Raw genomic sequence first — 25,365 nt, 5'->3', positions numbered from 1 at the left:
TTATACTTAGACGTTAATTAAGTATAAATACTGTAAATTTTTAAGTAATTCACCTGAATGGAAGGTTCAGATTCAGGTAGAAGTGGTAAAACTTATGAGATATATGAAATGTAAAGCTTTTCTCTTATTCACCCTGTCACTATTGTTTATAGGACTTCAAGAGACATTAGCTACACACATCCGGGCAGGTGAAATCATCGCCGAAAGAATTTCTGTTCAATCCCTCACCTATAGGATCACAGTGGTAGGTTACACGGACACCCGTTCCTCGGTAATATTTGGTCCGGGGCGTATTGAGTTTGGAGATGGCCGGGTGGTAGAAAACCTCAATACGGAGAGTGACTTTGAAATGGTGGAATCTCTGGGCAATCAAATCGAGAAAAACACCTTTGTAATCACACATACCTACCAAGGGCCTGGTCAATACACCATCCGATTTCAGGAATTTAACCGTAATGACCTTACGCTTAATATGGACAACTCTGTAGAAACGCCCTTCTATATTGAGACCATGATTACCATTGACCCATTTATTGGGGTCAACAACTCCCCTGTTCTGACCATCCCTCCAGTAGATAACGGACAGATCAACACTCGTTATATCCATAACCCAGGAGCTTATGATCCTGATGGTGATAGTATTGCATATAGGTTTGATGATATTGTCCCGCTTCAGGATTTCCAAAGACCAGTAAACAATTACAGAAGTCCTGCTTCAGATGAATTTAGTTTTAACCGAGAAGACGGCACTCCCAATCCATATATCTCTATGGATCCAGTCACTGGGGATTTGATTTGGGATGCACCTGGGGTCGCAGGGCAATATAATGTAGCTTTCCATATAGAAGAATGGAGGAAAATCAATGGTGAATACCAAAAGATTGGTTATGTGGTCCGGGACATGCAAATTATCATTGAAAACTCTGATAATCAAAGACCTGTATTAATTGTGCCGCCTGATATTTGTGTGGTGGCTGGAACCAATATCGAAGAAATCATTCAAGGAACAGATCCTGATGGTGATGATATTAAAATCGAAGTATTTGGAGATCCTATAGAAATCACTTCCTCTCCTGCTTCCTATGACCCTGAGGCAACTTTCCAGTCTTCACCAGGTATAATCAATTTTGACTGGCAGACAGTCTGCGGCCATGTCAGAGCAAGGGAATATCAGGTCAGAATCCGAATAACGGATGATCCTGAGTCTGGCCCAGCCCTAGTAGATATCAAAACTTGGAATATAAAAGTAGTAGGTCCTCCTCCAGTGATTCAAAGTGTAGAGCAAATGCCTGGGAGGACTGCTGAAATAACATGGGATCCTTATTCCTGTAGCAACAGTGCGGAAACCATGCAAATATGGAGAAGTATCAACAGCAACCCTTACGAACCTGACTCCTGTGAAACTGGGATAAGGGAAGGATATGAGTTGATTGGAACCACTGATATGAACACCTTTGAGTTTACCGATACAAACGGTGGAGAGGGTTTGTCTCCTGGCAACACTTACTGTTATAGATTAGTGGCAGCCTTTCCTCAGCCAAGAGCCGGCGAAAGTATTGTTTCTGAAGAGTTCTGCCTGACCATTGATGTGGATGTACCGATCATTACCAATGTAAGTGTGGAAGCCACGGATCCTACAGATGGTGAAATGTTCATCAAATGGACACCACCTTATGACATTGACCAAACCCAATATCCTGGTCCTTACGAATACCAATTGATTCGTTCTGAGGGCTTCACAGGCAACAATAATATCACTACAGTAATTACCACTAGTGACACACTATATACAGACACTGGCTTGAACACTGAAGGCTTGGTATATAATTATGAAGTGGTCTTGCTTGATGGTGGAGTAAGGATAGACACTTCCAGCAAAGCCTCATCCGTTTGGTTGCAACCTACCATTATTAATGAGGCCATCGAGCTCAACTGGCAATTTAATGTTCCATGGAACAATAGCATTTCTCAGTATACACATGAAGTTTACAGAAACCGTAATGATCCAGATGCCAATGATGTAGACACCTTTGAGCTAATCGCAGAGGTTGATGTTACAGCAAATGGTTTTACCTTCTTGGATGATGGAAGCCATAATGGAATACCACTAAGCAGGGATACAGAATATTGCTATTACGTAATCACCAAAGGTGCGTATAATGTCGACCTATTGACCTATCCATTGGAAAACAAATCCCAGATCATTTGTGCAAGGCCTGATGACAACAGGCTCCCCTGCCCTCCTGTACTGACTTATGAAGGGCCAAATTGTGAAGAATTCCTGGCGGACAAACCTTGTAATTTTGATGCTTTTTACCATGATCTCAGCTGGGAACCTAACTTCACTGGAGACTGTGATGATGAATTGAGCAGCTATAGGGTATACTATTCCGAAACAGGTAATGAGGGCAGCTTTGAATTGGTCAGCACCTTGAATGCCCTCGATTTGAGTACCAGAATCACTGGATTGACTGAACTCAAAGGCTGTTATTATATTACTGCTGTCGACAGGTCAGGAAATGAAAGTGATCCGAGCAATATTGTCTGCGTGGACAATTGTCCAAATTATGAGCTGCCAAACGCATTTACTCCTAATGGTGATGGCATCAATGATACCTTCCAGGCATTTGACAATCCATTCGCAAGATGTCCAAGGTTTGTAGAAGCGGTAGATATTAAAATATATAATCGTTGGGGCGTATTGGTCTTCGAATACAATAGTGCTACATCTAACGAAAATGACTTCTACATCCGTTGGGACGGGGTAGATAAGAACGGTAATGAACTGCCAGCGGGCACCTACTTCTATTCTGGCACTGTGCTATTCAACACCAATGACGAAAGCATTAATTCCGAGGAATTAAAAGGACATGTTCAAATTATTAAATGAGCAGATTAAAAAATCAGGATGTTGATATTGTGTTATTTGATGGAGTCTGCAATCTGTGTAATCAGGCAGTGGACTTCATTATTCGGCATGATTCAAAAGACCATTTCAAGCTCGCATCCCTTCAGGATATCCCGGGCCAAAAACTGTTAAAGGGAAAATCTATTAATGAAGATTATCTGGACTCCTTAGTGCTGCTACGTAAGGATAAGGTTTATTATAAGAGCCGGGCTGCTTTGGAAATCGCAAAAAAACTCAAGGGGCTATGGCCCCTTTTTTATGGTTTTATCATTGTACCAAAATTTTTGAGAGATTCCATTTATGATTGGATCGCCCAAAATAGATATAAATGGTTTGGAAAAAGAGACACTTGTCGCTTGCCAAATGAAGATGAAAAATCAAAATTCCTTACTATGAATGATTTTGTCTGCTAAGTAATACATAAAACATCCCCACCACTCACCTTGCTTAAATCCACCATATCCCCTATCCGCTTTGCTTAATTTTTTGGTATATTTGTCCCCACAATTAACATTTTGAATTTACCAATGCCGCTTGAATATTTTGAGCAGCCTTTTGGCTATATCAAATGGAAAAGTGGATTTATAAAAACAAAAAACGCATGAAGGCTTATGTTTTCCCCGGTCAAGGGGCACAGTTCCCGGGAATGGGTAAAGAATTATATGAAACCAATGCTGAAGCTAAAAAGCTTTTTGATCAAGCAGATGAAATATTAGGTTTCAAAATCAGCGAAATCATGTTCAACGGAACCGCTGATGAACTGAAGCAGACCAAAGTAACGCAACCTGCCGTTTTTCTTCATTCGGTAATTTTAGCCAAAACCACTGCAGACTTTAAGCCTGAAATGGCAGCTGGACACTCTTTGGGTGAGCTTTCTGCCTTGGTAGCTGCTGGCGCCCTTTCTTTTGAGGATGGCTTAAAATTGGTTTATCAAAGAGCTTTGGCGATGCAGGAAGCTTGTGAAATCAATCCTTCCACCATGGCTGCCATCCTAGGCCTAGAAGATGCAAAGGTAGAAGAAATCTGTGCCAGCATTGATGATGAAGTGGTTGTGGCTGCAAACTATAACTGTCCAGGACAATTGGTGATTTCAGGCTCAAACAAAGGTATAGAAATTGCCTGTGAAAAAGCCAAGGAAGCTGGAGCTAAAAGAGCCCTTCCTCTTCCTGTAGGTGGAGCATTCCACTCTCCATTAATGGAACCAGCAAGGGAAAAATTGGAAAAGGCCATTGAAGCCACCACTTTCAACTCTCCTATTTGCCCTGTTTACCAAAACGTAAGCACAAAGGGTGAAACTGATGTGGAAACCATCAAAAAGAACCTCATTGCACAGTTGACCGCGCCAGTAAAATGGACCCAGTCTGTTCAAAATATGGTGGCCGATGGCGGCGCTGAATTTGTGGAATGTGGCCCTGGCAAAGTGCTTCAAGGCTTGGTGAAGAAAATCCACCGTGAAGCTGAAGTTTCTGGACTGTAATCTAAAGACAAAAGACTTTAGATATTAGATAAAAGACTTAAAGCTCTTCTATATTTATAATCTAGAACTTAAAATAAGGGGGATTTATAATCCCCTTTATTCATTTGAAGACTTGTAAAATCCGTATGTTCAATTTCTTAAATTGTTCATATGTCTCAAAATCAAAACCGAGTAAGTAGCCATATGACCCCGCAAGAAATCCTATCTATAGACAATAAGCACATCTGGCATCCCTATACCTCTGCGAATAGAGCAATCGACAATTTGGTAGTTCATGGTGCAAAGGGCGTGTATTTGGAGCTAGAAGAGGGCAAGAAGGTAATTGATGGCATGTCTAGCTGGTGGTCCACTATTCATGGTTATAATGTTCCTGAGCTTAACGAGGCCATCCAAAAGCAATTGGAGAAAATGGCCCATGTGATGTTTGGTGGGATCACCCATGAACCGGCTGCCTTGCTGACTAAGAAACTGCTGGAGATTGTTCCGAAGGGCTTGGAACATATTTTCTATAGTGATTCTGGATCTGTAGCAGTGGAAGTTGCCATGAAAATGGCCCTCCAATACTGGTACTCAAAAGATCAAGGAAACAAAAACCGCTTTATCACTGTCAGGAATGGCTACCATGGGGACACTTGGCATGATATGTCTGTCTGTGACCCTGTCACTGGAATGCACAGTATTTTCAATAACCGACTAAGTCCACAAATTTTCCTTCCTGCTCCACAGTCCAAATTCAATGGGCCATTACAAGAGAAGGAAATTCAGCAAATGGAGCATGTCCTTAAAGAACGGGCCCATGAAATAGCGGCCTTTATTCTGGAACCTATAGTCCAAGGAGCCGGAGGAATGCGCTTTTACCATCCAGAATATTTAAAAACAGTGAAAAGACTTTGTGAAAAACACAATATCCTACTCATTGCCGATGAAATTGCTACTGGATTTGGAAGAACGGGTAAACTCTTTGCCTGCGAGCATTCAGGGATCAGTCCAGACATCATGTGCTTGGGGAAAGCCCTTACTGGAGGCTATATGTCCTTTGCTGCTACCCTTTGTACCACAGATGTGGCGCAGACAATTTCCAATAGCAGCCCTGGGGTATTTATGCATGGCCCGACCTTTATGGGCAACCCTTTAGCTTGTGCTACGGCTATTGCCAGTCTTGATTTACTTCTTTCAAAAGACTGGAAAAGAGAAATCCAAAGCATTGAAAAACATTTACTACAATCCTTATCTCCCCTGGCCGACTTAGATGAAATTAGCGATGTAAGGGTATTAGGAGCAATTGGTGTAGTAGAAATGAAGGAAGCTGTGGATATGCCTAAAATCCAACAAATGTTATTGGAAAAGGGTATATGGTTAAGACCTTTCGGAAAACTGATCTATACCATGCCTCCATTTAACATTACAAAAGAGGAACTTTCAAAACTAAGCACCGGAATGGTTTCTGCCATTAGAGAGTATTCAAAAGAACTTATGATCAAATGATAGATGAGAAGATGATTTTTTTAAATAATCCCACTCCAATATCATTTACAAAATTCACATAATATTTAATCAAATGACATTAGTAGAAAAAATCAAAAACAAGCCTGAATCCATCACCTTTTCAGAAGTAATCGCCTATATTGACGACAACTATGATTTCACCCCTACCAAGTTCGCCAACGGTAAAACTGTCAATGAGGCCAACCAAAACAACGGCTCATGTAAGATTTTCAGCTTCGCCAAACTTCAAGACCTAAGTCCAGAACAGACCCTTCACCTTTTTGGAGATTTCTACAGAGTGGAAGTTTTGGAAGACCCGGAAGGTACTGGCCACCAAAATATCCGCAACTTTATAAAAAATGGTTGGGAAGGCATTCAGTTTGATGGAGAAGCATTACAAGCTAAATAAGAATATTCCTTCTCCAATTTTAGGAAAAAGTCGACTGCTCGTAGCGCATGCTACGAGCAGTCGACTTTTTCACACGAAACGAACTCTAGTCTTTATTAAGCTTATTTTTTCATTAAATTGAATTTTCTTTTAACCTAAAACCCTAACTCCTATTAAACCATGCTGAAGACTATTTTTAAGTCACTATTATTTACTCTTATCATTAGTATTCTATCTAGGGAAGCATTACCCCAAACATCACCAGAAAAAATCAACTTTGTAAGGCAAGGGGTACAAAGAATGATTTTCAATGAAAAACAAGCCATTCACTTGGCCAGTCTCGCCTCAAATGAAGTTATTGGTCTTCCTTCCATGTATCCCAGTAAATCATACACTGAGACTACCGCAGATATAAGCACCAAAAAAGGAATGCTAATTATCCAGTCAAAACAAGAAACGGAAACTGGAATTTGGTTTGGGGGCTTTAATCCCTTCGCCACCTATAGTATAGATCTAAATTCTCTCTCGGGTGATGGTGAGATTGGTTTTCAATTTTCCTCTGCCGAGGACCAAAAGCAATTCATTATTAAAGTAGGCTTTAAAGACAACTTATTAACAGATACCAAGCTCAAAGTGATTTTGGACAATGAAACAATAGTAGAAAAGTCCATCGCAGTAAATAGAGAGGAAACGAAAACTTTGGAGGGGAAAATCATTCTACAAATGCTGGGCAGTGGTTTAAGCTTATATCGACAAGACCAAGGCCTACCCAAAGTAATCGGACAAAGCGACTTCAACGAGTATATTGACTTACGAAAAAAAGCACATATCAACTCCCTACAATCTCAGCTATATGTTCATCTGATAAATGGGCAGGTTCAAATCAATAAAGTAGACATGGCTCTTACCACCGGAATTGGATTGGCTGATATCAGGGCCATCACTTATGAAAATGGTGAACCTATGCTAGATCAAGGGCGTCTATGGTATACAATGTCCATTCGGGGACGTGCTCTTCCGCATCATATCCAAGGAGTTTTCAGCATGAATCCTAGCGTATTTGATATAAAACTGGAAGGTATTATCCTATTTGACCGTAACGATGGTCTGCTTAGAAATGAAATTGCCTCCCATTTATTTTATGACCGAAAAGAGCAGATCTGGAGAGGATTAACTACAGGGTTTAGTGCATATGCTTTCCCAGAAAAAGAGAAGAAGCAGTTGCTTGCGATTGAAAGCAAAAAGGATCCCCGATTTGGTTTTTCAGTAATGGAAGCGGTTCCATTTGGAATGATCGGAGACATTGAGGACCCTCACATTCTTTTTGATGAAGCAGTAAACAAATGGCGCATGCTCACCTGCGAAAACCAAGGACAGGGCTATAAGGCCATCGTTTTGGAATCTGATCATTGGAACAGGGGATATACTAGAATTGCCGGGCCAGTAGAACACAATTCTACAGGTACTTCTATTCAAAAAATCGGCGATAAGCGCTTTTGTTTTTCTGGTAGCTCGGAAAGGGAAATTTTCATTTACACTTATCCGGATCTTAAGGAGGTTGGTACTTTAAAAATGGACCTCCCACCTTGGGATAAAGATGCCGGCACCAGAGTATGGCCAAATATTGTCCAATTGCCTGAAGGCTACCCATTCGCCTATATCGCTCTGATGATGGACCGTTATAACTATCCAGGCCTTACAGGGCCAAACTGGTCATATGGTGCATTATATCTTTATCACGGTAGCAATTAATAAGGAGAAGAAAATGTCAACTGAATGCTAAATAATGGGTAAAGATTTAAACTACCTTATACGTGAAATATATAAGAATTGCATGTTTGAACTATCAGAGGTAGAATATGAAATTGAAAGCAAAGACTACAATGCCTGCAAATTCACATTAAATAACAAAAGAATAATTAGTAGAAAAGCTAAAAAAACACCCAAAAAGAAAGGCCAATTTGTAACATTCTGGAAAAGAAGCGAAAACGGCCCAATAGCACCTTTTGATGAAACAGATCAATTTGATTTCTTCATTGTAAACGTTCAAACCGAAAACAACTATGGGCAATTTGTATTTCCAAAATCTACTTTAATAAAAAATGGGATAATTACGTCTAAAAATCGACCAGGAAAAAGGGCCTTCAGGGTTTATCCCAAATGGGATAGCGTAAAAAGCGGGCAAGCAGAAAAAACACAAAAATGGCAATTGGATTATTTCTATCCAATCAATGATTCCACAGATTTAAACAGTGTAATGAAATTATATAATGTTAAATAATTGAGTAGGTAAGATGCTTAACCTAGTCTTCCCACACCAACCGTAGTCGTATTCCTCAAGGAAATAACTGCTCCATCATATCGCTCTTCAACAATTTCAACGAGGCTATCATGAATTCTCTCCTTCCCTTCTGCGCTTACTTTGTAAAATAGCTTTCTACAGAAGGCCCCCTTACATTCAATAACAATTGCCCCCTTCTTCCTCACATTTCAACTTTTAGCCAATAAAATACCTGGCCACGAACGTATCGTCAAATAAAACAATACGAATTTTAGTATCTTGGAGTATGGTAATATCCTACTAAAAGCATAGCGTGCAATTCCACTAAAGTGTTTACCATCATGGACCATTTAAGCATTGGCCAAAAAGCCTCAAGAAGCCTGAAAATTACTGAAAGTCACGTAAAGACATTCGCCGAACTAAGTGGAGACTATACCCCCTTACACTTCGATGAACAATTCGTCAAAAAGACAAAATTTGGAAAATTGGTAGCTCAAGGAGGCTTGACAACAGGACTTCTCCATGCATTGGTAGCGATGGATATGCCAGGTCCAGGCACGGTATTTTTAAGTCAAAACTGGAAATTTACTGCCCCGGTATTTATTGGAGATACGATTACAGCAGAAGCCGAGATCATTAGCCTGCACCAATCAAAACCCGTTGTACAATTAGCTATAGTCATCAAAAGACAGAATGGCGAAACCGTTCTTAAGGGAGAAGCATGGTGCTATACCTTCTCACCCTAATAGCTAAACCATCCAGACTAGCAGTGAGCAATAATAAAATAAGTAACCATCAAGGAACGTCACAAACCTCAACCTTTAAAAAAACAAGGCTAAAAGAGTAGAATCTTTTAGCCTTGCACAATAATTCCCTGGACCTACCAGCTGATATTAGGAAGTAATCCTGAAAGTAACAGTATAGGAGCTTCCCTTAACTGTATTCCCATAATATGGGGTAACCTTCAATGTATATTCCCCTGGGTAAATCCCACCATTGAAATAATAGTTATTATTACCATCATCCCCCATCAAACTATATGGATAGCCATCATCTTCATATACCCTATTATCATCACCACTCAATTCAAACTTTACTTTTCCAACAAATGATCCAGGCATATTTGCCCTAATATTCAATTTATGAGTTGAAGTTTCATAAGTCTGCCCATTCTTAATATTTACTAAATCCCTATCTACATTTGCAGCCACTAGCGTCAAGCCCTGAACTCCATCTCCACTACTACTTTCTGTACTTTCACTACTGCTGGAAGAAGTGCTGGTACTGGAAAGATTCAAACCACTAGTGATCATTGACAGTGAAGTATCATCATCTCCTATGCGAATATTATCATAATACAAAACTCTTTTATCCGTATCTGTTGTTTTGCCGTAATTCCATTTCCACTTGTAAATACCGACTTTAAAACGGGGTTGGTCATATCCTTTTCTCATATTACCTCCACTTCTTGACATTACTTTTTTTCCATTATGCCAAATCTCAATTAAGCCGCTACTTCCCGTTGAATGAATAAAGTGGTAAGTAAAAGTATGCCACTTACCCCTTTCTACCTTTGCAAGGTCATATTCATCATAATATTTATCTTCATTTTGCGATGCTGTGATACTACTGCTTTTTATGGTCCTCAAATAAATTCTGTCATCTTCAATTTGAACTGCATTGGGCGGGCTGCCAGCTCCACTTTGGTGCCACTGAGTAATTGCCTCGGTATAACTATCCTTTTTATATCCACTTGTAGGGAAATAAACAGAATAAGAATACCATCTCTCATTATCATTTTGATCCGGAAAAAGTATTTCAGCTCGCATGGCTGATTTGGTAGCCTCATCATCTGAATCCCGCAATTCTATCCTAGCAACCTTACCACTGCCCGTAACAGGGTCACTGGTTACTTTATATGAATGGCTTTCAGCAAACTGCAGGGTTAGCCCCCTTAAAGGACTACTTTCAGAAAATGAAATATCATAAATTAAATCATCCAGTGACAAGGTAGCTTTGTATAATTTATCACTTTCAATAATATCATCTTGGTTGGTGTCCACTACATCACATGAATAAAAACCTAGAGAAAAGGCACACATCAAGGATGAAGTAAAAATCTTTTGCTTCGAAATTCTCATTATTAAATAAATTTATTCGTTGTTTACAATGTTTTGATTTTTTTCGCCCTACAGGCACAGGTCATATTAAGCCCTTAACAACGAATCCTCTTTTGTGAAAAAGTAAAATTCCGCTTCTATTCTTCCTCCAATATGAGCTTATTGATATGAGTTAGGTAAATGACAGTAGTTGAATAGCGAAAATTGATATTGCGGTAAAATGGAAAACAAGATATACAAAGTTCTTCCGCAACCAATATGGCTGGCCTCTAATATAAAATTTCATAATTGGTGGTTTTACAAAACAATAAAAAAACCTAAACATATTAGGTATTGGTCCATTTTAGCCAAATTTTATACCAGAAAACCTCTATTAAAACCGAAATAAACAAAACCTAAGTATTTGTAAACAAGACACTTAATACCATAAACCAAACACATACTGTATCTGGCCTGAAAAAGGTGACGAAAAATCTATTATAAGACCCGAATATAAGATGTTGAAATATTCAACAGATTGTACAAACATTGCACAATCTGTTGATTCGGAATCACTGTATGGATTTAGCCAAAAAAATCACAAATAACTGATAACAAATAATTTACACCAATCAAGATTAAAAAACACTTAGCTGTTAACTGATAAAATATCAAAAAGAAAACCTATTATCCAAATATTTTACCGGCCCTTATCCAAAGTTAAGAAACCAAGATTAAACTTTTACCAGTTTCCATTTCCCTTTATTAAATATCCAGCTACTCACTACAGCATGTAAAGAGTGCCCAACTGCAATCGCTATAAACACTCCATTTGCACCCAAATCAAAAAAATTGGACAACGCATAAGCTAAAGGCAATTGAAATAACCAGAGCACTGCAATATTAATTAACGTCGGGGTTCGGGTATCCCCTGCACCATTCAATGATTGACTCATAACCATACCATAGGCAAAAAACACATAGCCCAAGCAAATAATCCCCAAACCAGTCCCTCCTATATTCACCACTTCCGGGTTTTCATTGAACCAACTGATAACCCAATCCCCCCCAAGAAAAAAAATCAAACCACAAATCCCCAAAAACACTGCGGTATAATGGGCCGCTTTCCAAGCCGATTTTTCCGCCCTATAGGGATGGCCTGCTCCCAGATTTTGGCCTACCAAGGTTGCTGCTGCATTGGAAAAGCCCATTGCGGGCAGTAAGGCAAAAATGATCAGTCTTATAGCAATAGTAAATCCTGCCAAGGCTACACTTCCGCTGATAGAAACTATCCTCATCAAAATGATCCAACTGGCTGATTCTATTAAAAACTGTCCCATACCACCAAGGGCTATCTTCAGGATATTTTGTACTGTGTGCCATTTGAAACGCATGACTTCCCAGTGAAAGCCAATAATGGCCTTTCCCCTGAGTAGAACAGAAAATTGGTACATTACCCCAATGGACCGGCCTATGGTTGTGGCCCAAGCCGCACCTTCCAAACCCAGCTCAGGAAAAAATCCGATTCCAAATATCAGAAGAGGATCAAGAAGTATATTGATGCCATTTGCCAACCATAACGTACGCATGGCAATCACTGCATTACCAGCCCCACGAAACACCCCATTGATCAGGAAAAGAAGCATTACACTGATATTACCAGCAAATATAACTTGTGTATAGCCATATCCACTTTCCACCAGGTCATTCTCACCACCCATCAACTGAAGCAGTTCTTTGGCAAAATAAAGCCCTACTCCGCCTATGAAAAGAGCCAACAAAGTACATATAATAATGGCCTGAAATGCTGCTTCGGAGGCCGCTTGACGATTTTTCTCTCCTATCCTCCGCGCCACTACAGCTGTCGCCGCCATACTCAAACCAATAGCCACGGAATATACTATAGTCAAAACGGACTCTGTAAGTCCAACAGTAGCCACTGCCTGCACACCAAGCTTCCCAACAAAAAATATATCCACCACAGCAAAGAGAGACTCCATCAACATCTCCAAAATCATGGGAATGGACAGGTAAAATAAGGCCTTTCTGATACTACCGATTGTGTAGTCTTCCTCAGTGCCACTAAGCGCTTTTTTAAAATGTTCGATGATGTGCTTTAAAGTCATGGTATTTCTAATAATTCAATAGCTAAAAATTCTACCCTAAAAACAGGGCAGAGAAATGGACCTCTTACAAGGTTGATATTTGCGGAAATGAAAAATTATGACTTCATAAGACCCTAAATTTGGGAAATGAAATGTTTAGAAGCAATACATTTCTGTTTTTTGATCAAAAAGGAGACACCGAAAAAAACTTAACTTCGGATTCATCTAAGCACTTCTCCAATAAATCCCGATTTGTTATTTTTAACTGAGGATGTATAAAGTCAGGTAAAATCTCCGAAATCGGTACTAATACAAACCTACGATTTGGCATCATTGGGTGGGGGACTTTCAATCTTTCTGTTTGGATCACCTGCCCTCCAAAATAGATGATATCAATATCCATTGTCCTATCCCCCCACTTTTCTTCACGTTCCCTTCCTAACTCATTTTCTATTTCCAGCCCTATTTCCAAAACTTCCATCGGACTTTTATCTGTGGAAAGCAAAACGGCCATATTGAGATAATTTCCTGAAGACTTGCCTCCCCAAGCCGCAGTTTCATAAATTCCCGAAAGTTTAAGTATTTCAAACTGTTTGCCCAACTTGAAAACAGCCCCCTTCAATAGAGTCTCCCTATCGCCTAAATTCCCTCCAATTAATAAAACTACTTTCTCCATAAGTGGGTTAATTTCAAAGTTCAAAACTAACAGAAATAAGAAAAAAGACTTAATTTCGGACATTACAAAAAAGTATTTCTATGAAATTTTTAAGCAATGTATTCGCTGTATTAATAGGCTTATTTATCTTTTCCCTGTTTGGATTCTTCTTTCTGGCAGGACTGATAAGCCTTACAACTGCTGAGGACAAAGTGACCATTGAGGACAACACCCTACTGCATATGAACCTCAATAATGTAATTCTGGTTGAGCGCAGTTCAGAGGACAATATGAACTTGTCTAGCTTTGGCATGGTGCCAACTCCTAATAAAATTGGCTTGACCAATTTGAAAAAAGCTATTAAAACGGCAAAAAACAATGAGAAAATAAAAGGGATCTACTTACAGGCGGGTGCTGTCATGGCCAACCCTGCTATGCTCTTGGAGCTCAGAAATTCACTAGAAGACTTCAAGTCTTCGGGAAAATTTATTGTTGCCTATTCAGAGTACTTTTCAGAAAATGGATATTTCCTTTCCAGTATAGCAGATGAACTTTATATGAACCCTATGGGCGGTCTGGAGTTTAACGGACTTTCATCGGAAGCTTTATTCTTTAAGGGGCTATTGGAAAAGCTGGAGATTGAGCCGGTTATTTTTAGAGTGGGCGAATACAAAAGTGCTGTGGAGCCATTTATTCTTGACCAAATGAGTGAGGCCAATAGAAGGCAAACTGAGGAGTTTTTGGGTGATATTAACCAATTTGCTATTAAAACCATTTCAGAAAGCCGCGATATAGACCTAGAAAAACTTCAAAACATCAATGATCAAATGCTGGTCAGAAAGCCACAAGACGCTGTTGATCTGGGGCTAATCGACGGAATTTGGTACGATGACCAAGTCAAGGATTTGCTTAGGGATAAGATGGGAATTTCCGAGAATGGAAAAATCAAGACCATCAATATTACCAGTATCAACACCTCCGCAAAAACGGAAAACATCGCAGCTTCAGATCGGGTGGCAGTTATCATTGCACAAGGTGAGATTGTTAGTGGCAAAGTTGAGAATGCATTGAGTTCAGAGATTATTGCCGGCGAAATCAAACAAGCAAGGATGAATGATAATATCAAAGCCATAGTTCTGAGGGTAAACTCTCCAGGTGGATCCATCCTGGCTTCTGATGTTATTTGGAGGGAAATGAATGAAGCCAGAAAAGTAAAACCTGTAATTGCCTCCATGTCAGAATTGGCTGCATCTGGTGGTTATTATATTTCCGCACCTGCTGACACCATTGTAGCCCAGCCAAATACCATTACAGGTTCCATAGGTATTTTCGGCATGTGGTTCAATGCCAAAGGCCTACTCAACAACAAATTGGGCATTACTACTGACGTAGCAAAAACCGGTGAATTCTCCGACTTTATGAACCCAACTAGGGCCTTGAGTGAGGTGGAGAAAAACATCATCCAAAATCAAATTGAAGATGGATATGACACTTTTATTCAAAGAGTAGCAGACGGTCGCAACATGAGCAAAGAGGCAGTTTTAGAGGTAGCCAGCGGCCGCGTTTGGAGTGGAATGCAGGCAAAGGAAAAAGGCTTGGTAGATGTCTTGGGAGGTCTTGAAGATGCCATTGAAATTGCTGCTGCCAAAGCCAATATTGAAGACGAATACAGGGTGCTTTACTTCCCAGAACAAAAGACTTTCTTTGAACAGATTATGAGCGAGCTTGGAACGGACATAGAAGCAAAATATATGAATTACCGTTTTGGAGCTACCTACCAAATGTTCCAACAAATGGAAAAAGTTAAAGACATGCAGGGAGTGATGGCCCGCATGCCTTTTGATTTGGTGATAGAATAGAAAATCAGATATTTCTGACTAAGGAGCATTATACAGTGCTCCTTTTTTGTTTATTTCTCTCCTATTTGCGCTATAAAAACAGAAGACCTGAGTCAAAAAAAATAGTTTTGAACTGGCCTGATATGGTAGTTGCTAATTACCATACTAAATCAGTGCAGAGAAAATAAGAATTGAAACACCCTCCCTTATTTTTCATTTCTTGATCTTCTATGATTAATTCACTTCAGTCAGTCTGTAATTTCAGGAACAAAAAAAGGGACTGTCCTCCGGGCAGTCCCTAACTAACTCATTTATCATTAATTATTCAGGAAGTTCCATCAACCCCTTGCACCTGGTTCATAGAACCTCCCAAAGCCCTGTAAAGATTAACTATACTTTTTAGCTTTTGGGTTTTCAAACCAACATAATCAAGTTCTGCCTCCAATGCCCTGTTTTGGGAGTTGATTACATCCAGATAATTAGCATAACCAACGGAGAACATGGTATTGGCATTCGAAATAGACCTTCTCAACACCAATACTTCATCTGTTTTCATGGTCAGCTGCTCATCCAAGGTAGAATACACATTAACCATATCCAGCACCTCCAAATAGGCATTCAGGACAGTTTGTTCATAATCCAAAAAGGCAATTTTCTGGGAAGCCTTTGCTTGCTCAAAAGAAGCCTTTATCCTCCCTTTGTTGAAGATAGGCGCCATTAGATTGGCCCCTGCCTGATAAAAGGTAGATGCAGGACTTAGAAACAATTTGCTGATATCAAAAGCATTAAAACCAACTCCACCTATAAGGTTTAAAGAAGGGAAGAATGCTGCCCTGGCTACTTTTACGTCTGCCTTGGAAGCTTCCAATTCCATCTCTGCCTGTCTGATATCCGGTCTTCTCTGAAGCAGGTCAGCCGGTATTCCAATCTGGATAATTTCAGGAACAAAGTTCACCTGAGACAAGGTGGTTCTTTGCAACCCATCCTCATAAGTTCCCAATAAGCTCATCAAGGCAATTTCTACCGACCTTAATTCTCTTTCCTTTTGAATCAAAAGGGACTTTGAATTCAATAATTGCGCCTCAAACTGATCCACTGCCAGCTGGGTTTCCTTGCCTGATTCCTTCAAATCTTTGGAAAGATTAAAGGCCATCTCCTGATAGGAAATGTTTTTGGAAAGAATGATCACCTCTTCATCCAAGCCTACCATTTCATAATATAGCTTTGCCACATTGGCGATCAACTGGGTTTTAATCATATTAGCAGCCTGCTCTGTGGCCAGCCAACGTGCTACGGCAGCCTTTTTTCTATTGGCAAACTTTCCCCATATATCCAGTTCCCAGGCAAACTGAGCCCCTAAAACATAATCCTTGTACGGGGAAGGGATTTTTTGGTCTTCAGAAAGGTTATCAGAAAAATTGGTATCATAATTACCCACTCCATCCATAGTATAATCCCCAAATTTCTTCCTACTCCCACCTGCAATTGCACTGATTTCAGGCAACATTCCCAGCTTCCCCACTTTCATCTGGGAATTGGCTATACGAATTCTTTCCAATGTCTTTAAGACATCCTGGTTATTTTCAAGTGCTTTTGAAATCAAGCGCTTCAAGCGCTCGTCTTCAAAAAACATCTTCCAATTTTCTTCAGCAATGGTCTCCACCGAGTCCTGAATCACCCCATAATCTTCTGGGATGGTCAATTCTTGATCCTGAGCGATCTCGCCAGTTTTACAGGACCAAGCCAGCAATAAGGTAAAAAGACCGGTAAATATTACTCTATTATTCATCATGCTTCTACTGCTTCTTCTTTTACTGGTTCTTCAATTGACTTATTCTTAAAATGGGTACTAATGGATTCAAAAACCACATAAAGACCTGGAATCAAGAAAACCCCCACTATAGTACCAATTAACATCCCCCCTGCCGCAGCTGTACCAATGGTACGGTTACCAATAGCACCAGCACCAGAGGCAATGGTCAAAGGTATCAAACCACAAACAAAGGCAAATGAAGTCATCAAAATCGGACGTAATCTTTCTACTCCACCCTTGATGGCAGATTCGATAATGCCCAAACCTTTGTTCCTATTTTGAATAGCGATCTCAATGATCAGAATGGCATTCTTACCCAAAAGACCAATCAGCATTACCAAGGATACCTGCGCGTAGATATTGTTTTCCAAACCAGTTAATTTCAACAATAAGAAGGCACCGAAAATACCTGCTGGCAATGATAAAATCACCGGCATTGGCAGCATATAACTTTCATACTGGGCTGCCAATAAAAGGTATACGAAGATCAAACAGATTGCGAAAATATATAAAGCCTGATTCCCTGATGCAATCTGCTCTCGAGTGATACCTGACCAGTCAATATCAAATCCCCTTGGCAAAAATTCCAAGGCGGCAGCTTCAACTGATTGGATAGCATCCCCACTACTAAAGCCTTCTGCTGCTTCACCATTGATCATGGCAGAAGTATACATATTGTACCTGGTCAACTGTTCTGGCCCATATACACGCTCCAAGGTCACAAAGTTGGAATAAGGCACCATATCACCATGTGAGCTTTTTGCATACATCTTAAGCAAGGATTCTGGATTGGTTCTGTATTCAGGAGCCGCCTGTATCATCACCTTGTACATCTGTCCAAAGCGAATGAAGTTAGACGCATAAAAACTACCTATAAAACTCTGCAAGGTCGCCATAGCATCCTCCACAGAAACACCCAGTTTTGATGCCTTGTCATGGTCCACATGAAGGATATACTGAGGGAAATTCGGATCAAAGTTGGTAAATACACCATTCAGTTCTGGCTTTTCATTCAATGCCGCCACAAAGTCTTGTGTAGTCTTGGCAGTGATATCCAAAGGTCCACCCGTTTTATCCAATAGCCTCATCTCAAAACCTGAAGCATTACCAAAACCTGGAACACTCGGTGGTGGGAAAAACTGGATTTCTGCACCTGTAATATGGCTTACCCTACCCTCATATTCGCGAATGAGCTCTGCCACGCTCTTGTCCCTGTCTTCCCAAGCAACAAGGTTGATCATCCCCATACCATAAGAGGCACCAGCGGTTTCAGTCAGCAAACTGTAACCAGCAAGAGTCGAGATAGTTTCTACTTCATCCAATGGCAATAAGGCCGCTTGAACATCATCTAAAATAACTTTGGTTCTTTCAACCGTAGCACCTGGGGGAGTGGTCACGTTCACGTAAACCATACCCTGGTCTTCAGTTGGGATAAAGCCTGTTGGCAGGATACTACTGATTCCAAAAGTAGCCAAGAAGAACACTGCCAAAACCCCAAAGGTAACAGACTTTCTTCCTACAATGGACTTCAATACGCCGGCATAACTTCCAGACAATTTATCATATCTATTGTTAAAGCCATCAAAGAACTTCTGCACAAAACCTTTAGGCTTACCCTCTTCATGGTTATTGGCTTTCAATAATAAACTACATAATGCTGGAGACAGGGTCAGTGCATTCACCCCTGAAATAACAATGGCAATGGCCAAGGTCAAGGAGAACTGTCTATAGAAAATACCCACTGGACCAGACATAAAACCAACAGGGATAAATACAGCTGACATTACCATGGTAATGGCTATAATTGCCCCACCAATTTCACTCATCGCAGAGATAGTGGCATCTTTGGCACTCATTTTATCTTCATGCATCTTCACATGGACCGCCTCTACTACCACAATGGCATTATCCACCACAATACCAATCGCAAGAACCAGCGCAAATAAGGTCAATAGGTTAATGGAGAACCCAAAGAGATCCATAAAGAAGAAGGTACCAATCAGAGATACCGGTACGGCAATGGCAGGAATCAAAGTTGATCTAAAATCCTGAAGGAAAATAAATACCACTATAGATACCAATATAAAAGCTTCAAGCAAAGTCTTGATCACACCAGCAATGGAGGCATCTAAGAACCTTGAAACATCATAGGAAACATTATAAGACATGCCCGGAGGAAATGAACTTTCCTTCAACTCTTCCATTTTTGATTTGATGGAATTGATTACATCACGGGCATTGGAGCCTGGGCGTTGCTTGATCATGATAGAAGCTGAAGGGCTACCATCAGTGATGGACACCATATTGTAATCCTCTGAATCAAACTCCACCTCAGCAACATCCTTGATTTTCAACAAGGAACCATCAGGAAGTGCCTTGATAGTAATATTTTCGTAATCCTCTTCTTTGTTAAATTTACCAGTATAACGAAGGACATACTGCAACATCTGGGGATCTTTATCAGAGCTGATTCCTGACTTTCCAGGAGCTGCTTCCACGTTTTGACTTCTAATGGCGTCAGTAATGTCCTGAGGGGAAATATCATAAGCCACCATTCTATCAGGATTCATCCATATTCTCATGGCATAGTCCCTTACCCCCATAATTTCGCAAAAACCAACCCCGTCAATACGCTTCAGCTCCTTAAGGACATTGATATCCGCAAAATTGTATACGAACTTTTCATCTTGGGTAGAATCGGAACTCATCAGGTTAAGGTAAAGCAACATACTGTTTACCTCTTTTTCTGTCATTACCCCTGCCCTGATCACCTCTTCAGGAAGCTCATCAATTACCGTGGAAACCCTGTTCTGAACGTTTACCGCTGCCTGATCAGGATCCGTCCCCACTTTAAATACTACTGTAATTACCGACACACCGTCATTGGTATTCACGGAGTTCATATAGGTCATACCTGGAACCCCATTGATGGCCCTCTCCAAAGGAGTAGCCACTGCTTTAGCCAATACTTCCGCATTGGCACCTGTATATTGCGCCGTTACCGTCACTGAGGGAGGTACAATCTCAGGAAACTGAGTTACCGGCAATGAAGTCAATGATAATAATCCGACCAATGTAATGATCACCGAAATGACGGTGGATAAAATTGGCCGCCTAATAAATATTTCAAACATGCTGTACTAATTCAAATTAAGCTATTAGGTTCTTATAGGGAGTTGTATAAGGTATCGTATGCTTCCTCATCCGAAACACTGACTGGTTCGATCACACTTCCGTCTTTCACTTGCTGGATACCTTCAAAGATGATTCGGTCACCATTTTTAAATCCTTCAGCTACATAGAACAGACCGAACCTTTTGATTGGTCTGAAACTTCTTACCTGAACCTTGTTTTCTTCATTCAATACATATACATAATTGAAATCCTGAATCTCAAAACTTGATTTCTGAGGAATTAGGAATACATTATCCATTTCATTGGTCATTTTGATCTTACCAGAGGCACCGTGCTTGATCAAACCATCTGGATTAGGGAACCTTACCCTAAATGCAATAGAACCAGTTCCTTTTTCAAAATCCGCCTCCATAGTTTCCAGTTTACCCTTATAAGGGTATTCCTGACCATCAGATAATACCAAAGTCAGTTCTTTCTCTATAACTTCTTCTTCGCCTGACTCTAGCTTTTCACGCATGAACCTCAAATATTCATTCTCATTTACCTTATAGTAGGCAAAAATCTCAGAGATGTCAGTAATATGCGTCATCAGGTCTCCAGTGGTCACCAAACTACCGGTCTTGAATGGAATTCTATCTACAATACCATCAAATGGTGCCTTGATTGTTGTGTAGGAAAGACCAGTTTTGGCATTTTTCAGCATAGATTCAGCTTGCATAATACCAGACTGGGCCATTTCATATTTGGCTTGAGCCAGCTCCAGCTCAGAAGAAGTAATGATTTTTTTGTCCACCAAGGTCTGAAGACGCTCCATTTCCAACTTGGCAGCCTGTGCTTCCGCTTTGGCTTGCATCAACCTCGCTTGGTTACTATTCACTTCCTCATAAAGCTCTGCTGAACTAAGCTTGAATAATGGTTGTCCTTTTTTCACATAGGCACCCTCATCCACAAAAATACCATCAACAAAGCCCTCTACTTTAGCACGAACTTCTACAAATTGAACCGCTTGTATATCGCAAACATAAGTCTGAGGCACTTCAATTTTTTGTGGCGATAATTTCATGGTAGGAATCTTTAAAGGCTTCTTCCTTTTGAATTCCTTGGTATTACCCTCATTGCATGAAAACACTAGTGGTAAACACACCAATAGGACAAAGAATGCACCTAAGCATCTTCTTAATGAAATTCTTCGATTAAACAGTGGTATCATAAATCTAGCAGTGTTATATGGTAGCAAATAACTTTTATTCGTTTAAAACTTGTTTCACAATGCCAAACAATTCCCCTTCGCCATGATCATATCATGCCTAAGAGGTAATCCAATGGCTACTTTGGAGATTATTTTTCTGATCGATTGTTTAACCGATTTTCTTTCAAAGGTTGATTTTTACATGGTGGGAAAATTTAGAAGCAAGAAATCCACAACTTGGGCTTGTATTTTCCAGTAAACCATATTTCATCTTATCAACCTAAATTGAGTGATTAATGAAGAAAAGACCATGAGATCTTGTACCTCACAGAGCACTCCTTCAATGAGTGTGGAATATAAAACTTAATGGCTCACAAAAGTATGCCTTATCTTAAACAAGAACTTTTGTCTACTTTTCGATCAGTAATTGCAAAAATATATTTTTTGCGATTTGACGGTCATATTATTACATGATCGGTTATAATTTTGTCCAAAAATTCCACACTTTTATCGAACATCAAAATTTATACCAAAAAATACAAACATAAAAACCTCGAAACAGCAAAACAATACAAAACACATAAACAAATAATACCACGCACCTTATAACCATACTTCGTTCTGTTTTAACACAAAACATTAAAATAAATTTTGATATTTTTATTTCACAACCTCAAAATTAGGGCTTAACACCTATTTATTTTCACCGATACCATGTTAAAAACAATAATTTTTGGCTCAAAGCCATTAATCAGCGAAGTTCATCCAAATCATAATCTTTACCTATCCCCCATCTTAGAAGTTCCTCCATTTCATAAATTTCAAGAGTATCCTTATCCTTAACCCTAAAGTTATCCCTGCCAAGCTTGGCCAAGACCTCCAACTCCCTTTTCTCTCCATAATTGGTCAAACAATAGACCCTGCCCACTCTTAAATTATCCAATGATATAGCCATATTTTATCTATTCTATAAATCCAGCAATATTTTAATCAAATATTACCTCCCAAATAATCCTTAACAATTCTATTTTCAACCTTCCTTGATGTATAATAGTTTCCAAGTGAAAACTAAAGTTGAACTGCCAAAAGTACTTCAATAAACAGGAACTTTCACAAGAATTTTGGCAGATTAATTATTCTGTGAAAACATGCTCTGCTATACCTTCAAGTGCAATTTTATTGCCTATCTCCCTTATTTCGCAGATTACTGGAAAATCTAGGCCTTAGCCCCAAAAAACCGAATCAAAAAATTAAAAGTATTTTTCGTAACAAACGCACAAATATTTTGATAAAATACTAAATTTACAGCCTAATCATTAAAAGTTCACCACAAAATGGCCATGATTAAAAAGTTTATCATCGATTTTGACAGTACATTTACACAAGTGGAAGCCCTGGACATTCTAGGAGAAATCAGCTTGAGAAATGACCCTAAAAGAGATGAAAAATTAAAAGCGATCAAAGACATCACTGATCTAGGAATGGAAGGGAAAGTTTCCCTTAGAGAGAGCATTGAAAAAAGAATTGAAATCCTTAATGCCAATAAGGGGCAAATTCAAGAACTCGTTATCGAGTTAAGTAAAAAAATCTCCAAATCTTTCCAGAGAAACAAAGAGTTCATTCAGGAAAACGCGGAGAATATTTATATTATCTCCAATGGCTTCAAAGATTTTATCACACCTGTAGTTGCTAAATATGGGGTGCATGAAAAAAATGTTTTTGCCAACGAATTTGTTTATGATTCTGAAGGTAATATCGTTGATTTCAACCGTGACAATCTGCTTTCCAAAAACAACGGAAAACCCGAGACTATTAAGACATTGCACCTTGAAGGAGATGTTTATGTAATCGGCGATGGTTATACGGATTATGAAATCAAGGCCTCTGGCCTGGCCAACAAGTTTTATGCATTTACGGAAAATGTAAACCGTCCCAAAGTTTCTTCTAAGGCAGACCATATTGCCCCTAGTTTAGATGAAATTCTGTATGTTAATAAGATGAATAAAAAATACTCTTACCCTAAAAGCCGGATCAATGTACTCCTGCTAGAAAATGTCCACCCTGTTGGGGTAGAATTAATGAAGCAGGAAGGTTACAACGTGGAAGTTGTAAGTTCAGCCATGTCTGAAGAGGAACTATGTGAGAAAATCAAAACGGTATCGATTATTGGTATCCGTTCAAAAACTCAGATCACCAAAAAGGTTTTAGAGAATGCCAATAGACTGATCGCTGTAGGCGCTTTCTGTATCGGAACCAATCAAATTGATTTGGAAACCTGCCAAGAAAAAGGAATTGCCGTATTTAACGCTCCTTTCAGCAATACCAGGTCCGTAGTGGAAATGGCCATTTCCGAGATCATCTTCTTGATGAGAAATCTTCATGACAAATCATTACAGATGCATCAGGGAATATGGAACAAATCAGCATCTGGAAGCTTTGAAGTAAGAGGAAAGAAATTAGGCATCATCGGATATGGTAATATCGGTGCCCAACTTTCTGTATTGGCAGAAAATATGGGCATGAACGTATTCTATTATGATATTGTAGAGAGATTGGCTCTTGGAAATGCTACCAAAGTAGATTCTTTGGATGAACTTCTAGAGTCCTGTGACATTATCTCCCTCCACGTAGATGGACGTAAGGAGAACAAAAATATCCTTGACAAGGCAAAAATTGCCAAAATGAAGAAAGGAGCTATCCTGGTCAACCTAAGCCGTGGTCATGTAGTGGAAGTCCCTGCCTTGAAAGAAGCTTTAGAGTCTGGACACCTTGCTGGTGCTGCTGTGGATGTATTCCCTTCTGAGCCTAAAAACAACAGTGAACCATTTGAGTCTGAGCTTAAGGGATGTCCAAACACTATACTGACTCCTCATATTGGAGGTAGTACATTGGAAGCGCAGGAAAACATCGCTCAGTTCGTACCGGGTAAGATCATTGAATATATCAATACTGGTAATACTTTCAACAGTGTTAACTTCCCGAATATCCAATTGCCTTTCCTAAGAGATGCGCATAGATTGATTCATATTCACCAAAACGAACCAGGAGTTTTAGCAAAAATCAACCAGGTTTTGGCTAGCTATAAAATCAACATTGTTGGTCAATACCTAAAAACCAATGAAAAGATTGGCTATGTAATTACCGATATCGATAAGGCCTATGCTCCTGAAGTTATTGATGCTTTGAAAGAAATCGAAGGAACTATTAGATTCCGTATCCTTTACTAATTAGATGGAAACAAACAATTAACCTATACAACTAGAAAGGGAGAGCCAATCATTTGCATTGCTCTCTTTTTTTATTGAGTAAAAGTTTAGAGAGAGCAGGACATAAAAAAGGAACGGGTCTTAGAGTGTTACAAACCTCTTTATAGACAAGATTTGAGCTGCCAGGGTTTCGCAACCTTCCACTGTTATCCTGCTTCCTAAGAAACGAGGTCCCGAAATGAATCGGGATGAGGCCTGGTTTTGAAAAAAGGCTTCACTCGGTATTTTTGTTAATTGTGAAGTTTGAACATGTCGGCGACCCGAACCTTCTGCAAATATACAAATAAGATTGAGGAATGATAAAAATATAAGCAGAGATATAAAATTTTAAGAAAAACAACACATTCACTTATAAATCAATTAGTTACAACAACAATTTCAATACATCATATTATCAAAATACCCCAATAAAGTTTATATAATATATGGTTAAAGCCTCTAAGATAAAGGGGTAATTTTGAATATTTATCAAAAAGTCAAATGCAGTATTAATTATAAAAATTAATTAAACAGAAAATTAGGTTTGGACGGAATACTTGAATAAAATTTCAAACTACATTAATCCTTCATTCTTTTTGATTAGGTTAATGCATGTTTTTTTTGTTAAATTATGGGGGTCAAGCCTATATAAGAATTAAAAATCCAAGCCCTCTATAGACGATTTAATATTCAACTATTTTATTCATTTTTAATTATTTTCACTTCATTTAAAATCATAACTTCGCA

17 protein-coding genes are annotated in these 25,365 nt (G+C 39.4%); 10 read left to right on the top strand and 7 right to left on the bottom strand.

Annotation, left to right across the window (positions count from 1 at the left end):
- Positions 1 to 103: 103 nt before the first annotated feature.
- The 8 genes from KMW37_RS04735 (at position 104) to KMW37_RS04700 (ending at position 9,285) form a co-directional block, all read left to right on the top strand.
- Positions 104 to 2,890 carry a T9SS type B sorting domain-containing protein gene (locus KMW37_RS04735; protein WP_215223469.1) on the top strand — a complete coding sequence of 929 codons (2,787 nt, stop codon included), beginning with the start codon at positions 104 to 106 and terminating at the stop codon, positions 2,888 to 2,890.
- Positions 2,887 to 3,321 carry a thiol-disulfide oxidoreductase DCC family protein gene (locus KMW37_RS04730; protein ID WP_215223468.1) on the top strand — a complete coding sequence of 145 codons (435 nt, stop codon included), beginning with the start codon at positions 2,887 to 2,889 and terminating at the stop codon, positions 3,319 to 3,321. Before KMW37_RS04735 ends, KMW37_RS04730 begins: the two co-directional genes overlap by 4 nt.
- 188 nt (positions 3,322 to 3,509) lie before the next feature.
- Entirely contained in the window at positions 3,510 to 4,385 is an 876-nt protein-coding gene (gene fabD / locus KMW37_RS04725) for an ACP S-malonyltransferase (protein ID WP_215223467.1), read from the top strand.
- A gap of 150 nt (positions 4,386 to 4,535) precedes the next feature.
- Positions 4,536 to 5,870, top strand: coding sequence for an adenosylmethionine--8-amino-7-oxononanoate transaminase (bioA, locus tag KMW37_RS04720; protein WP_246581349.1), 1,335 nt, complete (start codon positions 4,536 to 4,538; stop codon positions 5,868 to 5,870).
- A 73-nt stretch (positions 5,871 to 5,943) separates the two neighbouring features.
- Entirely contained in the window at positions 5,944 to 6,279 is a 336-nt protein-coding gene (locus tag KMW37_RS04715) for a HopJ type III effector protein (protein ID WP_215223466.1), read from the top strand.
- A gap of 159 nt (positions 6,280 to 6,438) precedes the next feature.
- Positions 6,439 to 8,010, top strand: coding sequence for a hypothetical protein (locus KMW37_RS04710; RefSeq protein ID WP_215223465.1), 1,572 nt, complete (start codon positions 6,439 to 6,441; stop codon positions 8,008 to 8,010).
- Positions 8,011 to 8,044: 34 nt separating this feature from the next.
- Complete coding sequence (locus tag KMW37_RS04705; protein WP_215223464.1) at positions 8,045 to 8,539, top strand: MepB family protein; 495 nt, start codon at positions 8,045 to 8,047, stop codon at positions 8,537 to 8,539.
- A 341-nt stretch (positions 8,540 to 8,880) separates the two neighbouring features.
- Complete coding sequence (locus tag KMW37_RS04700) at positions 8,881 to 9,285, top strand: MaoC family dehydratase (protein WP_215223463.1); 405 nt, start codon at positions 8,881 to 8,883, stop codon at positions 9,283 to 9,285.
- Positions 9,286 to 9,432: 147 nt separating this feature from the next.
- Here KMW37_RS04700 and KMW37_RS04695 read toward each other — a convergent pair whose 3' ends face one another.
- The 3 genes from KMW37_RS04695 to folK all read right to left on the bottom strand — a co-directional run bounded on the left by KMW37_RS04695 (position 9,433) and on the right by folK (position 13,419).
- Positions 9,433 to 10,680, bottom strand: a complete 1,248-nt coding sequence (locus KMW37_RS04695; protein ID WP_215223462.1) for a polysaccharide lyase — start codon at positions 10,678 to 10,680, stop codon at positions 9,433 to 9,435.
- Positions 10,681 to 11,372: 692 nt separating this feature from the next.
- Positions 11,373 to 12,764, bottom strand: a complete 1,392-nt coding sequence (locus tag KMW37_RS04690) for an MATE family efflux transporter (RefSeq protein ID WP_215223461.1) — start codon at positions 12,762 to 12,764, stop codon at positions 11,373 to 11,375.
- Between the two features lie 163 nt (positions 12,765 to 12,927).
- Positions 12,928 to 13,419, bottom strand: a complete 492-nt coding sequence (gene folK, locus KMW37_RS04685) for a 2-amino-4-hydroxy-6-hydroxymethyldihydropteridine diphosphokinase (protein WP_215223460.1) — start codon at positions 13,417 to 13,419, stop codon at positions 12,928 to 12,930.
- 80 nt (positions 13,420 to 13,499) lie between these two features.
- On the opposite strand from folK, the gene sppA reads away from it, so the two are divergent.
- Complete coding sequence (gene sppA, locus KMW37_RS04680) at positions 13,500 to 15,257, top strand: signal peptide peptidase SppA (RefSeq protein ID WP_215223459.1); 1,758 nt, start codon at positions 13,500 to 13,502, stop codon at positions 15,255 to 15,257.
- 304 nt (positions 15,258 to 15,561) lie between these two features.
- Here sppA and KMW37_RS04675 read toward each other — a convergent pair whose 3' ends face one another.
- The 4 genes from KMW37_RS04675 to KMW37_RS04660 all read right to left on the bottom strand — a co-directional run bounded on the left by KMW37_RS04675 (position 15,562) and on the right by KMW37_RS04660 (position 22,328).
- A complete protein-coding gene (locus KMW37_RS04675; RefSeq protein WP_215223458.1) occupies positions 15,562 to 17,028 on the bottom strand; it encodes a TolC family protein in 1,467 nt (488 codons plus the stop codon).
- Positions 17,025 to 20,183 (bottom strand): efflux RND transporter permease subunit, encoded by a 3,159-nt coding sequence (locus tag KMW37_RS04670; protein ID WP_215223457.1) that lies wholly within the window; start codon positions 20,181 to 20,183, stop codon positions 17,025 to 17,027. Before KMW37_RS04670 ends, KMW37_RS04675 begins: the two co-directional genes overlap by 4 nt.
- Positions 20,184 to 20,215: 32 nt before the next feature.
- Complete coding sequence (locus KMW37_RS04665) at positions 20,216 to 21,247, bottom strand: efflux RND transporter periplasmic adaptor subunit (RefSeq protein WP_246581348.1); 1,032 nt, start codon at positions 21,245 to 21,247, stop codon at positions 20,216 to 20,218.
- An 877-nt stretch (positions 21,248 to 22,124) separates the two neighbouring features.
- On the bottom strand, positions 22,125 to 22,328 hold the full coding sequence (locus KMW37_RS04660; protein ID WP_215223455.1) for a hypothetical protein: 204 nt from the start codon (positions 22,326 to 22,328) through the stop codon (positions 22,125 to 22,127).
- A gap of 379 nt (positions 22,329 to 22,707) precedes the next feature.
- Here KMW37_RS04660 and serA point away from each other — a divergent pair, with 379 nt between their 5' ends.
- Positions 22,708 to 24,600, top strand: a complete 1,893-nt coding sequence (serA, locus tag KMW37_RS04655; protein ID WP_215223454.1) for a phosphoglycerate dehydrogenase — start codon at positions 22,708 to 22,710, stop codon at positions 24,598 to 24,600.
- Positions 24,601 to 25,365: the final 765 nt, after the last annotated feature.

This window comes from Echinicola shivajiensis (assembly GCF_018642165.1).
Lineage (GTDB): Bacteria > Bacteroidota > Bacteroidia > Cytophagales > Cyclobacteriaceae > Echinicola > Echinicola shivajiensis.
This window is presented reverse-complemented; position numbering and strand designations above follow the sequence as displayed.